The following is a 13,625-nucleotide window of genomic DNA, read 5'->3' as shown; positions in this document are numbered from 1 at the left end:
GTCATTCAAGTTTTCCCTTTTTATTCAAAACACCCATGCATAAAAAAACCGCTAACCTAAGTCAGCGGTTTTTTTGAAACTGTAAAATTAACCGTTACGGTTACGTTTACGTTCGTTTTCAGTCAACCAGCGTTTACGGATACGGATTGACTTAGGCGTTACTTCAACTAATTCGTCATCTTCAATGAATTCAAGCGCTTGTTCAAGCGTATATTCAATTGCAGGAACAAGAGTCAACGCATCATCAGTACCAGAAGCACGTACGTTAGTTAACTGTTTCGCTTTAGTTGGGTTAACAGTCATGTCGTCTGAACGTGAGTTAATACCAACGATCATACCTTCATAAACTTCTAACTGTGGACGCGCAAATAGACGGCCGCGGTCTTGTAAGCTGAACAATGCATAGCCCAAGCAAGTACCTTGAACCATAGAAATCAACACACCGTTTTGACGTTTCGCAACAGTACCTTGTTTCATTGGACCGTAGTGCGAGAAGCTTGAAGTCATGATACCTGTACCTGAAGTCATTGTTAAGAATTCAGAACGGAAACCAATCAAACCACGTGAAGGAACAGTTGCTTCAATACGGATACGGCCTTTACCGTCAACTTCCATATTGGTCATTTCACCTTTACGGTGACCCATTTGCTCCATTACAGCGCCTTGGTGCTGCTCTTCAACGTCAAACGTTACGTTTTCGTATGGCTCTTGTTTTTCACCATCAATTTCTTTGATGATTACTTGTGGACGTGATACGCCCATTTCGAAGCCTTCACGACGCATGTTTTCAATAAGAACTGAAAGGTGAAGCTCACCACGACCAGACACTTTGAAACGGTCAGGACTGTCAGTATCTTCAACACGTAATGCTACGTTGTGAATCAATTCGCGATCTAGACGTTCACGGATATTACGTGAAGTTACGAATTTACCTTCTTTACCAGCAAACGGTGAGTTGTTTACTTGGAAAGTCATCGATACTGTAGGTTCGTCTACAGAAAGTGCAGGTAAAGCTTCAACAGCTTTTGGATCACAGATTGTGTCAGAGATATGAAGTTCATCAATACCCGTTACACAAACGATGTCACCAGCAGAAGCTGATTCAACATCGATACGCTCTAAACCATGGTAACCCATGATTTTTAAGATACGACCATTACGTGTTTTACCGTCTTTGTCGATTACAGTTACAGGAGTGTTTAATTTCACTGAACCACGTTGAATACGACCAACACCGATAACACCTACGAAGCTGTTATAATCAAGTGAAGACACTTGCATTTGGAATGGACCGTCAACGTCAACCGCTGGTGGTTCAACGATGTCTACAATTGTTTCGAACAATGGAGTCATGTCTTCAGCAAGTTCTTCTGGAGATGGACCAGCCACACCACGAAGACCTGAAGCATATACAACTGGGAAGTCTAACTGTTCGTCAGAACCACCAAGGTTGTCGAACAAATCGAATACTTGGTCAATTACCCAGTCAGGACGCGCGTTTGGCTTGTCGACTTTGTTAATAATTACGATTGGTTTCAAACCACGTGCGAACGCTTTTTGCGTTACAAAACGAGTTTGTGGCATTGGGCCTTCTTGAGAGTCAACAAGAAGAAGTACGCAGTCAACCATTGACATTACACGTTCTACTTCACCACCGAAGTCGGCGTGTCCCGGGGTATCCACGATATTGATACGGTATTCAGTGTTAGTACGCTTGTCTAACCATTTGATTGCAGTGTTTTTTGCAAGAATGGTAATACCACGTTCGCTTTCAATAGCGCCAGAATCCATTACACGTTCGATCTCGCCTGCGCGATCGCCAAGAGCACCTGATTGCTGTAAAAGTTTGTCTACAAGAGTAGTTTTACCATGGTCGACGTGCGCGATGATGGCAATGTTACGGAGAGTTTTAATATCTGACATGTGAATTCGATACGCCTAAAGTTTGAGGGCAAATTATACAGAAAAAATATAGATTTTAGTAGTGACAGTTTATTGACAATCGCATTTTTTTTGACGACTGGCACGCTTTTGGTTTTGTAAAGCTGTGTAAACAGATTAGAATAGCGCCACCTAGCCTTAATTTTCAGTGCCGCATGTCTGATTTAAACCAATCTCCCGAAGCAAAAGATCAACTCGATTTAGTCTATGGATTGAATGATCGACCAAAACCTTTTATTGCTTTCCTCGCTGCGTTTCAACATTTATTGGCCATTATTGTCCCAATTGTGACGCCGGGTCTGCTGATCTGTTTGGCACTTGGTGTGTCAAAAGAAGACACCAATATGATTCTTTCGATGTCATTGGTGATCTCTGGTATCGCAACCTTTTTACAATGTAAAAAAGTCGGTCCATTTGGTGCAGGTCTCCTGATTGTACAAGGAACCAGCTTTAACTTTATTGGTCCTATTATCGGTATTGGTTCTGCAATGGTTGCGGCAGGTACACCTGTAGAAGCAGTGATGGCATCTATCTTTGGTGTGGTGATCGCGGGTTCATTCATTGAAATGGGCGTATCACGGATCTTACCGTGGGTGAAAAAACTGATCACTCCATTGGTAACAGGTATCGTGGTGTTATTGATTGGTCTGACTTTAATTAAAGAAGGCCTGATCAGCATGGGTGGTGGTTATCAAGCCATGGGCGATAAAACATTTGCCAATGCAGACAACCTCATCATGTCTTGTACCGTTTTGGCACTGATCATTTTACTGAACCGTGTACGTATTACATGGGTAAAGAGTTCTGCCATCCTGATTGCCTTAGTCGTGGGTTACATCCTTGCAGGCTTTATGGGTCATTTAAACTTTGATGGTTTAAAAGATGCGCCACTGGTTCAAATTCCAACACCGATGCACTTTGGCTTAAGCTTCTCTTGGAGCTTGTTCATTCCAATGGCATTTATCTACCTTGTGACATCCTTGGAAGCGATTGGTGATATTACCGCGACTTCTAAGCTTTCAAATCAAGCTGTAGATGGTCCTGAATGGATGAAGCGTATTAAAGGTGGTGTATTGGTGAATGGTGCAAACTCATTCCTTGCCGGTATCTTTAACACGTTCCCAAGTTCTGTATTTGCGCAAAACAACGGTGTCATTCAGTTAACAGGTGTTGCAAGCCGCTATGTGGGCATTTGGATTGCTGCCCTTTTGGTTATTTTAGGCTTACTTCCTGCTGTAGCAGGTGTCATTCAAGCGGTTCCACAAGCCGTGCTTGGTGGTGCTGTGATGGTAATGTTTGGTGCTGTAGCAGCCTCGGGTATCAATATTTTGTCAGGCATTCATTTAGATCGCCGCGCACTATTAATCATTGCGATTTCATTGGCATTGGGTCTAGGTGTTGCACAAGTACCACAAATTCTTGAACATCTTCCTGAATTGTTCCGTAATATCTTCAGTTCAGGCGTTGCCACTGGTGGTATCGCTGCCCTTATTTTGAATATTGTTCTTCCTGAAGTGAAGAAGTAAGTTCATTTGTCAAAGAACACTGCCTAGGTTCCACCCTAGGCAGTGTTTTTTATGATGGAGAAATCTATGGATCTCACAAGTGAAGTCGTTATACGACAGATCGATTTATTACAAGATCGCGTGCTTTTCGTAAATGCACCGACAGATGACTTACTCAGTCAATTGAATGACAATATTAAGCCATCGATTTGGTGCTGGAATTTTAATGATTTTCAGTACTTTCAAAATCAACAGTCAAACGTCCATTTTGGTGTCGATTTTCCTGAAGGTCAGTTTGATCAAGCGGTTATTTTTGTTCCGAAATCAAAAGAACTGCTAAATTATTTATTACACAATGTCGCAAGTCATCTTGCTCAAGGTGCATCTATTTTCCTCGTGGGTGAGAAAAAAGGCGGTGTTGAACGCGCTGCAAAACAATTACAGCCCTTTGGTAAAACACTAAAAATTGATAGCGCGCGTCACTGTCAAATGTGGCAAACCCTATTGGAAAAAACTGTCACACTGAAGCCACTGCAAGATTGGGTGCAAAAATATCCAGTTGAAACCCCAAATGGTGAGCTTACGATTTGCGCACTGCCGGGCGTATTTAGCCAGAACCGTTTAGATGTGGGTACGGCTACCTTATTGCCTTATTTATCACAGATGACTTCGGGCAAAATTGCTGATTTTGGCTGTGGAGCGGGTGTTATCAGTGCATATTTAGCCAAACTGAATCCTAAAAATCGTATTTTTGCCATGGATGTAGATGCCTTTGCACTAGCGTCTACACAAATGACATTTGAACAAAATTTGCTTGAACCTGAACAACTTGAGATTAAAGCGGTCACAGGAATCGAGGATGCACCACTATTTTTACATGCCATAGTCAGCAATCCACCCTTCCATCAAGGGATTCAAACCGACTACAATGCCAGTGAAAATCTATGCAAAACTTCGCGCAGACATTTAAAGTCTGGGGGTGAGCTTTGGATTGTTGCCAACCGATTCCTCAATTATCCGACTTTAATTGAGCAGCATTATGGTCAATGTACAATCAAAGCCGACCAACAAGGATTTAAAGTCTTGTTTGCGAGCACGCAAAAAAATCTTAAGGAACAATGATGAGCGAAACTCAAAAACCAGCTCAGCTTCAGCGTAAGTTGGGTGCTCGCCATCTCAACATGATTGCAATTGGCGGATCAATTGGTACAGGCTTATTCCTTGCCTCTGGTGCAACCATTGCCAATGCAGGCCCGGGTGGCGCCCTGCTCGCATACTGCTTAATTGGTATCATGATTTATTTCTTGATGACCAGCTTAGGTGAGCTTGCAACACATAACCCAACTTCGGGTGCATTCTTTACCTACGGCACCAAATATGTCGAGGGTGGTTTCGGCTTCGCTTTGGGTTGGAACTATTGGTACAACTGGGCAATTACCGTGGCATTTGAATTGGTTGCAGTCCAATTCATTATGAAATTCTGGTTTCCAGATATTCCGGGCTTCTACTGGAGTGCGATTTTCCTCGCAATCGTCTTTGCCATTAATGCGCTGACCGTAAAAGGCTTCGGTGAATCAGAATTCTTCTTCTCGCTCGTTAAAGTGCTCGCAATTGTTGCCTTTATCATTATCGGTTTGTTTATGATTGGCAAAATCATGCTGACACCGGGTGTAGAAACATTTGCCAATTGGAGCAAGGGTGAAGCCCCATTTGTCGGTGGTTTATCTGCCTTGATTGGTGTAGCCATGATTGCCGGTTTCTCTTTCCAAGGGACTGAAATGGTTGGTGTGGCTGCAGGTGAATCGAAAGATCCTGAAAAGACCATCCCTATTGCCATCAAGCAAATTTTCTGGCGGATCTTGTTGTTTTATATCGTGTGTATTTTCATTATCGGCACACTGATTGCCTATGATGACCCACGTTTATTACAAGCGGCATCTTCTGAAAATATTGCACTATCACCATTTACCTTACTGTATGAAAAAGCAGGTTTTGCTTTTGCTGCATCGGTGATGAATGCGGTGATCTTGACTGCGATTTTATCAGCGGGTAACTCTGGTATGTACTCCTCTACTCGTATGCTGTTTGATATGGCACGTAAAGGCAGTGCGCCGAAAGTCTTTGGTCGCTTAGATGCACGTGGTGTACCAATGAATGCACTTTATGCAACAACAGCGATTGCGGCACTGTGCTTCTTAACCACCTTTATCGGTGAACAAGCGGTCTTTAATTGGTTACTGAACATGTCTGGTATGTGTGGCTTTATTGTGTGGCTCGGTATTGCAGTTTCACATTATCGCTTCCGTAAAGGCTACTTGGCTCAAGGCAATAAATTAGAAGATCTTGCTTACCGTGCAAAATTCTTCCCATTTGCACCGTGGTTTGCCTTTATTTTGTGTGCCATCGTGGTCCTTGGTCAAAACTATCAAGCCGTTTTAGATGGTGAGTGGTTAGCCGTTGTTTCTACCTATATTGGTATTTTCTTATTCCTTGCCATTTGGTTCGGTTATAAGTGGAAACACAAAACTAAGTTGGTTTCCTATCAAGAAATGGATGTAAAACCGATGAAAGTTGATCAAGAATAATGTGATCACTGAATAAAAATAAGCAGCCTAAGGGCTGCTTTTTTTATAGCTAAAATTGTATCTCAATACATTCACGCTTTAACATAATGCTTAGTGAGTAACTTTAAAGGATGCTGTCTGAAACCAACAACTGATAGCTCACTCAATCATCCTTAAGCACTCAAATAAAAATGCCCAATGCAATGCATCAGGCGTTTGTTCAAAAGTCACAACCTTTTCAAGTTTGATTTTCAATACTTAAGAAGCATTATGCTGTTGTACAAATGCAATAAACTCTTCTTCACTCATCACAGGTACACCCAGCTTTTCAGCCTTTTCTAATTTAGAACCTGCCTTTTCACCAGCAACCACACATTTGGTTTTACCCGAAACACTCCCACTAACACGTGCGCCTAAGGCTTGAAGCATTTGCGTCGCTTCATCACGACCCATGGTACTCAAGGTCCCTGTAATCACCCAACTCTCACCATTCAGTGGCTGACGACTTGGCGCAACGGGTGCATCCCAATGAATCCCTGCTGCCAACAAACGATCAACCACTTCGAGATTATGCGGCGCTTGGAAAAAGTCGACAATCCATTCTGCGGTAATATCACCAACGTCTGGTGTTTTCTTCAAGGATTCGAGATCTGCATGGCGAATCGCATCAAAGGTTTGGAAAGTATTGGCGAGCATGCGTGCCGTGGTTTCACCCACGCCTCGAATGCCGAGTGCATAAATAAATGCACCTAGTGTCGTTTTCTTACTGTTTTCAATAGAATCGATGAGGTTTTGAACCGACTTTTCACCCATTTTTTCAATGGTCAGTAATTTTTCACGATGCTCAGGCAAGCTATAAATATCAGCAACATCTTTGAGCAAATCCAAATGTAAAAGTGATTCCGCCCAACGGTCGCCTAAGCCCTCAATGTCCATAGCTTTACGCGATACAAAGTGACGAATCGCCTCAATGCGCTGTGCAGCACAGTACAATCCACCTGAACAACGTGCCAAGGCTTCACCTTCTGGCATCACGACAGGAGATGCACAGACTGGGCAACATGCAGGTAACTGAACTTCTACCGTATCTAAGGGACGGAATTCAGGCCATACTTTTTCCACTTTTGGAATCACATCGCCACTACGGTAGACACTGACTGTATCACCCACACGGACATCTAAACGGTGAATTTCACCAATATTATGTAGAGTGACATTGGAAACCGTTACGCCACCGACTGCCACAGGGTTTAAACGCGCGACTGGGGTTAAAGTCCCTGTACGCCCCACTTGCCAATCAATATTTTCAACTGTCGTCAGCGCTGCGACTGCAGGGAATTTATATGCCGTTGCCCAGCGTGGTTCACGACTTAAAAAACCCAATGTTTGCTGCTGCTTCAGGCTATTTACCTTAATCACCATGCCATCAATTTCAACACTCAGGCTTGGACGATCAATGATCATTTGCTCATACGCAGCTTGAACGTCCTGAATGCTGTCACAAATAAAGTGACGTTCACCGACAGCAAAACCAAACTGCGTCAGCCATTCTAAGCTAGCAGACATGGTGGTTTGACCATGATGTGGTTCGCACTGTGCAATGCCATAAGCATAAAAAGCCAATGGACGTGAAGCCGCAATTGCAGGGTCGAGTTGACGTAAGCTTCCTGCTGCTGCATTTCGTGGATTGGCAAAGGTTTTTTCACCTTTAGCTTCATTTTCAGCATTAAGCTTTTCAAAGCCTGATTTTGGCATCAGGACTTCACCGCGAACTTCAAGCAGACTTGGAATATCAGTCTGTGTAGAAGTCAGTACTTTAGGCATATTACGAATGGTTTTTACATTTTGGGTAATGTCTTCCCCAGTTTCACCATCACCCCGTGTCACACCACGGACTAAAATGCCATTTTCATACCAGAGAGAAATCGCCAGTCCATCAAATTTTAATTCGACATCATATTCAATTTTTTGATTCGGTAAGCGCTCTTCTACGCGGCGCGCAAAGGCAAATAAATCTTCTGCATTAAATACATTACCCAATGACAACATGGGTACTGCATGGGTTACAGATTCAAACTTAGACAAGGCCTTTCCACCCACTTTTGTAGTTGGTGTATCAGGTTGGACTAAATCAGGGTATTGCTCTTCTAAAGCTTTTAATTGGTGAAAAAGTTGATCATATTCACTGTCCTCAATTTCTGGCGTGTCCATGACATAGTAGGCATGGTTATGCTTCGCCAAGAGTTGAATCAGTTGTCGCATCTGTGCAACGACAGTTGATTGTTGTGTCATACATTCACCATAAAAAAGGGCGGTTCATGCTCCGCCCTCAAATTTCATTATCTGTTGCTATTATAGAAACCCACTCGGTGAGTTTCAATCAAAGACGCTTAGACTTCGATAGCTTGACCTTGACGATAATCAATCGCTTGATGACGCCAATGTTCACGCATCTGCGGTGTAAATTCTTGGTTATTTTGATCATACACAGTACCGTCAATTTCACGTGCAATTAGACGTGAAATGCTGTCCATGGTATCAAAGGCATTTTGCACATCGCTGTGTGGCAGCGCCAAGAAGAAAGCCAAACCTTTTACTTCTTCAGTCGATAAAGTTTCAAGATCAAAACCTTGCGCAGCGCCATCATTATTCATTTGCAATACAGAGAATAATAACTTTGTACCTTCTTCATCATAGCGATGGAAACAGGCCATTTCGCCAAAGCGTAAACCGTATTTCAGTAACACTTTTAATGCTTTTTCACCTGACAAGGCACGGCTATCAGGGAACACATTTAAGGCGATATAAGTTTCCGCAGTCGCTAAAGCACTTTCTTCATCAACAATTTTTTGTTCATGTAAATGCGCATCCAAAATACTGCTTTCTTCATCAAAATCGCTAATTTCAGCTTTTTCAATTGCGCTATTTACACTAAATTCTGGCGCTTTTTCTGCAGGAACAGCATCAGCCTGAACGTCCGTCGCAGCAGTCGCTGCGTCATTGGCATCGGCGGCTACAGATGCAACAGTTGTAGATTCAGTTACTTCGGTAGACAATGTACTGTCTTCTGTTGCAGTTTGAGCGTTTTCAACTGAAACGGGATCCATCGTAGTCGTCTCAGTCTTTGCCGTAGCCTCAACGCTCTGCTCTGCTTGTTCCGTTGCCGTTGCTTTTGGAGTCACACTCGCTTGAACAGTTTCAGTCGTTTCAACCGCTGTGACTTTTTCCTCAGCTAAGGTCGGCTCTACACGTTGCGTGGTTTCAGGTGTATTTAACTGATTTCGTACATGGCGCGGAATAACAGGTTGCTGACTATCAGGGTCAATATGTAATTCAGTGTCGAGTGATGGCGCTGCATCTGCAGGTTTACGAAACATCATTCGAATGCCCACAACCATGATAATTACAGCGATTACAATCCCAGCTATAGTGGTGATTTCCATGTTATGCCTCCGCAGCTAAACCGTATTCTTTGGCCTGCTCAATATTCACAGTCACTAATTTTGAAGTTCCTGGTTCTGGCATGGTCACACCAAGTAAGTCAGTTGCCATTGTCATTGCCAGTTTATTGTGTGTAATGTAGATAAATTGCACTTGTTCTGAAAGCTCTTTTACAAGATTACAAAATCTTCCTACATTTGCATCGTCTAAAGGTGCATCGACTTCGTCTAAAACGCAAAATGGTGCAGGATTTAGGCGGAAAATCGCAAAAACCAAAGCCAATGCGGTCAGTGCCTTTTCACCACCCGACAATAATGCCAAAGAGCTATTTCGTTTACCCGGTGGTCGTGCCATCAGTTTTACACCTGATTGCCAACCATCTTCAAGGCTTAAACTTGCTTCACCACCATTAAATACTTTCGGAAACAACTCTTGAAGTTCAGCATTGACCTTATCAAAAGTAGTCATAAACAGCTTTCGAGTTTCCTGATCAATGCTTTTCATCGCGGCTTGCAGTTGTTCAACGGTCTTTTGCAAGTCATCAATTTGGTGGCTTAAATCATCAAAGCGTTTAGAAACTTCAGTATATTCTTCTGCCGCAGCCAAGTTGACTGCACCCAATTTATCAAACTGCTGCTGTGCTTTTTCTAGTTTTTGCTGATGGGATACCACATCAATGCTTAAACCTGTCAGCATTTCGCTGTTCATTTCTTTCAGCTGTTCAGAATAATGCTGCAAATCAGACTGCGCGGATTGCCAAGCCAAACGCTTTTCTTCCAATTGCGTACGCAATTTTTCATCTTGCTGTTGATGTGAATGGCGTTGTTCCGTCAATGTCTGTTGTTTGCTCTGAACATTATTCAGTTCAAGCTGCCAGTCATTCCAGGTTTTTTGTAAACGTTCAGTGACTTGAGCCTGTTCAGAATACTGTGACTCAAGCGCAGGCAATTCTAACTGTACTGGATCGACAAATTTCTTCGCCTGTTCCATCTGTCCAATAATTTGCTGAGTTTGCGCTTTTAAAAAGACCGTGTCTTTTTCTAATAATTCAATCTGTTGTTTCGTCTGTACAGACTGACGACGCACGATTTCCAATTCTTGCTGACTGTGTAATGCCACTTGCTGAGCACTTTCCAGCGCTAGACTCAATTCCTCAACTTGGAATTGCAAGGTCTTATAATTTGGCAAGGCTTGCTCAAGCTTCATTGTCAGCGCATGCAGATCTATTTCCAAATCGTCTTTTTGCATGGCATCTTCTTCAAGCTGTGCTTCAAGTTGCTGTAATTGATCTTCTAACTGCTGCTTTTGTAATGCAAAAGCCTGATTGGAACTTTGTACCTTCGCAATGGCAACATCAGCATTTTGAATGTCTTTTTGCCAATTTTTTAATTGGCTATGTTGCTGTTGCAGATTTTGCTGTAAAGCTTGTACGGCATTTTGCAACTCAGGCAATTGGCCTTCTAGTTGCGTTAGCTTTGGCTGCTGCTCTGCAAGTAATTCAGTCAATTCATCTAAGCGAATACGGTGGCTCAATGCACCTTGGCCTGCTTGGCTGTCCTCATCATAATCTAGACCAATCACCCAATCTGCACCGACATGATAACCATCGAGCGTGAGTATCGACTGACCAGCAGCCAGTTTAGCCTGATGGCTCAATGCCATCGGCAATGTTTCGGCAATTGCGACTTGCTGCCAGATTGAAAGCTGTGGTGCTTCAATCCACGTCGCCAAAGCATCTAATCCAACGATTTGTGCTGCGGTGTGGTGACTGCCTTTGACCTGACGTGCAACACTGTCTTGAAAATTATCACTGTGTCCCAAGACTTGGGCACTCAGCCATTTAGACAAAAATTTCTCGACCAGTTGTGCATGCTGTTTACCTTGTGTGCTCAACTGCAACTGCTGCATTAAATGTTGACGCTGGCTTTGCTGCTTTGGACTAGCTTTAATCATTAATTGATTTAGGTTTTTCTGCTCTGACAACAGCACCTGTATTTCTGACTTTAGCTGCAACACCGTATTTTTGTGCTGTGCCTGCTGTTCTTGTGCAGCTGCAAGCTGTGCTTGAGTTTCGGCAATCACCAGCTCTTGTTGCACAATTTGCTGTTCGAGCTGCTGCTTATCTTGCTGATACTGCTCCAACTCATCTTGCTGCGCCTGATGCTGAATTTGACCTCGTTGCTGTTGCAGAGTCTCACGTTGTTGCTCAATACGACCAATATTTTTGGTCAATTGTTCACTCTGCGCCAACATCTGTAGCTTTTGCTGTTGCTGCTTTTCGACTTGCCCACGGCATTGTTCAAATTGTTGAACTGCTTGTTGATGCTGAGCTTTCAAATCGGCCAATTGTTGAGTCTGATCTTGACTACTGCTTTCTTGACGCTGTAATTGCTCAACAAATCCATCTTGCTGTTCTTGCAGCGTTTCCAGTTGTAACTCTAATAGCTGTAAACGTTCTTTGGTTTGGGCTTTTTGCTTTTCAAGCTCCACCAAACTTGCCGAATTTTGTGCAAATAAACCCTGTTTTTGCTCCAGCGCCATTTTCAACTCAGACAGTTTCTTTTCCGCCTGTTGCCATTCGCTTTGTAATGGCGTGGACTGTTGAATAAGCCGTTGAAATAAAGCACTGGTGGAAGATAAGTCATGCTCTAGGGTGTTCAGCTCAGAACGAACCAGTTTGAAGGTTTCCCCGAGCTCATTCATCTGAAGCGTGTATTCTTGCTGTAAACGCGTGCTTTGTTCACATTGGAAAGACAGCACTTCGATCTTAATGGTACGAATCTGGGTTTCTAATTCTTTGTATTGCACTGCCGTTTCAGACTGCCGCTTTAAGGTTTTCAACTGAGACTTCAGTTCTGATGCAATGTCTTCGAGACGTTCTAAATTTTGAGTGGTGTGTTCTAGATGCTGTAAAGTTTCACGACGACGAGCTTGATAGCGAGAAACCCCAGCGGCTTCTTCAATATACACACGCATTTCTTCAGGTTTGGCATCGACCAAACGGTTGATCATGCCCTGTTCAATAATCGCATACGAACGCGGACCTAAACCGGTACCTAAGAAAATATCAGTAATATCACGACGGCGGCATTTGGTGCCGTTGAGGAAATATTCGGATTTACCATCACGATTGACCTGACGGCGAACTGCCAGTTCAGTATAGGCATTATAAGCACCACCTAACTTGCCATAGGTGTTATCAAAACGCAGTTCAACACTCGCCATCCCGACTGGTTTACGCTTTGCCGTTCCGGTAAAAATAACATCTTGCATGGTGCCACCACGCAATTGACGGGCACTGGATTCACCCATAACCCAACGAATGGCATCAATCACATTGGATTTACCACAGCCGTTCGGTCCAACAACCGCACTACGGTTGCCTTCAAATTTTAGAGTTGTGCTATCGGCAAAAGATTTGAAGCCGGAAAGTTTTAAACTGCTTAAACGCATAATGTCCTGATCAGCGGCGTGAACGTCTCGCCCACGCTAATTCGATTTGTTTCATCCGTGTTAGTGATTCCAACACAAGGTTGCGTAAGTGTCGACAAAAATCTTCCATAAATAAAGTGGCTTGATGTGATTTTCTGATTAAAACTGCATCAGTCACTAATTTAAACAAATCAAAAGATTCTTGTAGTTCACGTCGTGAAATATTCAGTGTCAGGAAATAACTACGTCTGAGTGATGGCAACAATTCTTGGTAATAACGCATCAGGTAGGTATTTCCCACCATTTCATGCTGACGAGCCATGCCCTGAAAAATCAGATCATAAAACTTTTCAGTATTGCCTTGGCGAGTTTCCACGTCTAATTGTTCAAGTAATAACTGAATACGCTCAGCTTCATGGCTGCGCCACGTTTCCGCCATACGATGCACAATTTGACCCAACAATAATGCTGCAATATCAAATAATGAGCGCACTTGTAAAGCCGACATTTCAGAGACTAAGGCGCCACGTCGCGGGTAGATTTCAATGAGCTGGGTCCGTTCTAAAATCAATAAAGCTTCACGAACAGAGCCACGGCTCACATCCAATTCGGCCGCAATTCTGAGTTCCTGAATACGCTCGCCTTCGACCAACTCACCGCGAATGATTTGTTCACCGATGTGTTTGGCAATTTGTTCTGACAAACTGTCCGCTTCTTGTTGTTGCATACTGTTCCTATCTTT

8 protein-coding genes are annotated in these 13,625 nt (G+C 43.2%); 3 read left to right on the top strand and 5 right to left on the bottom strand.

Annotated features, from left to right (window positions below; all coding sequences use genetic code 11):
* Nucleotides 1-87: 87 nt before the first annotated feature.
* Nucleotides 88-1,923: a translational GTPase TypA gene (gene typA, locus FTU05_RS08905; RefSeq protein ID WP_078191150.1), complete on the bottom strand. Its 1,836-nt coding sequence runs from the start codon at nucleotides 1,921-1,923 to the stop codon at nucleotides 88-90.
* Nucleotides 1,924-2,096: 173 nt separating this feature from the next.
* On the opposite strand from typA, the gene FTU05_RS08900 reads away from it, so the two are divergent.
* The 3 genes from FTU05_RS08900 to FTU05_RS08890 all read left to right on the top strand — a co-directional run bounded on the left by FTU05_RS08900 (nucleotide 2,097) and on the right by FTU05_RS08890 (nucleotide 6,031).
* Complete coding sequence (locus FTU05_RS08900; protein ID WP_078191151.1) at nucleotides 2,097-3,467, top strand: uracil-xanthine permease family protein; 1,371 nt, start codon at nucleotides 2,097-2,099, stop codon at nucleotides 3,465-3,467.
* A gap of 66 nt (nucleotides 3,468-3,533) precedes the next feature.
* Nucleotides 3,534-4,568, top strand: a complete 1,035-nt coding sequence (locus FTU05_RS08895) for a methyltransferase (RefSeq protein ID WP_168378529.1) — start codon at nucleotides 3,534-3,536, stop codon at nucleotides 4,566-4,568.
* On the top strand, nucleotides 4,568-6,031 hold the full coding sequence (locus tag FTU05_RS08890; RefSeq protein WP_078191153.1) for an amino acid permease: 1,464 nt from the start codon (nucleotides 4,568-4,570) through the stop codon (nucleotides 6,029-6,031). The genes FTU05_RS08895 and FTU05_RS08890 overlap by 1 nt, the downstream gene beginning before the upstream one ends.
* Nucleotides 6,032-6,268: 237 nt before the next feature.
* On the opposite strand, the gene ligA is transcribed toward FTU05_RS08890, so the two are convergent.
* From ligA to FTU05_RS08870, 4 genes are all read right to left on the bottom strand, one after another.
* Nucleotides 6,269-8,302 (bottom strand): NAD-dependent DNA ligase LigA, encoded by a 2,034-nt coding sequence (gene ligA, locus FTU05_RS08885; protein WP_180165030.1) that lies wholly within the window; start codon nucleotides 8,300-8,302, stop codon nucleotides 6,269-6,271.
* 98 nt (nucleotides 8,303-8,400) lie between these two features.
* Nucleotides 8,401-9,453 carry a cell division protein ZipA C-terminal FtsZ-binding domain-containing protein gene (locus FTU05_RS08880; RefSeq protein WP_180165028.1) on the bottom strand — a complete coding sequence of 351 codons (1,053 nt, stop codon included), beginning with the start codon at nucleotides 9,451-9,453 and terminating at the stop codon, nucleotides 8,401-8,403.
* Nucleotide 9,454: 1 nt separating this feature from the next.
* On the bottom strand, nucleotides 9,455-12,904 hold the full coding sequence (gene smc, locus FTU05_RS08875) for a chromosome segregation protein SMC (RefSeq protein WP_180165026.1): 3,450 nt from the start codon (nucleotides 12,902-12,904) through the stop codon (nucleotides 9,455-9,457).
* A gap of 10 nt (nucleotides 12,905-12,914) precedes the next feature.
* Complete coding sequence (locus tag FTU05_RS08870; RefSeq protein ID WP_078191157.1) at nucleotides 12,915-13,610, bottom strand: GntR family transcriptional regulator; 696 nt, start codon at nucleotides 13,608-13,610, stop codon at nucleotides 12,915-12,917.
* Between the last annotated feature and the right edge of the window lie 15 nt (nucleotides 13,611-13,625).

The sequence above is a fragment of the Acinetobacter sp. YH12049 genome (assembly GCF_013419875.1).
Classification (GTDB): domain Bacteria; phylum Pseudomonadota; class Gammaproteobacteria; order Pseudomonadales; family Moraxellaceae; genus Acinetobacter; species Acinetobacter amyesii.
Note: the sequence above shows the minus strand (reverse complement) of the source record. Positions and strands in the feature narration are given on the sequence as shown.

What these genes read in the sequence shown, in the direction of transcription:
- typA (WP_078191150.1), bottom strand. Translation starts at nt 1,923, where the DNA reads ATGTCAGATATTAAAACTCTCCGTAACATTGCCATCATCGCGCACGTC.
- FTU05_RS08900 (WP_078191151.1), top strand. Translation starts at nt 2,097, where the DNA reads ATGTCTGATTTAAACCAATCTCCCGAAGCAAAAGATCAACTCGATTTA.
- FTU05_RS08895 (WP_168378529.1), top strand. Translation starts at nt 3,534, where the DNA reads ATGGATCTCACAAGTGAAGTCGTTATACGACAGATCGATTTATTACAA.
- FTU05_RS08890 (WP_078191153.1), top strand. Translation starts at nt 4,568, where the DNA reads ATGAGCGAAACTCAAAAACCAGCTCAGCTTCAGCGTAAGTTGGGTGCT.
- ligA (WP_180165030.1), bottom strand. Translation starts at nt 8,302, where the DNA reads ATGACACAACAATCAACTGTCGTTGCACAGATGCGACAACTGATTCAA.
- FTU05_RS08880 (WP_180165028.1), bottom strand. Translation starts at nt 9,453, where the DNA reads ATGGAAATCACCACTATAGCTGGGATTGTAATCGCTGTAATTATCATG.
- smc (WP_180165026.1), bottom strand. Translation starts at nt 12,904, where the DNA reads ATGCGTTTAAGCAGTTTAAAACTTTCCGGCTTCAAATCTTTTGCCGAT.
- FTU05_RS08870 (WP_078191157.1), bottom strand. Translation starts at nt 13,610, where the DNA reads ATGCAACAACAAGAAGCGGACAGTTTGTCAGAACAAATTGCCAAACAC.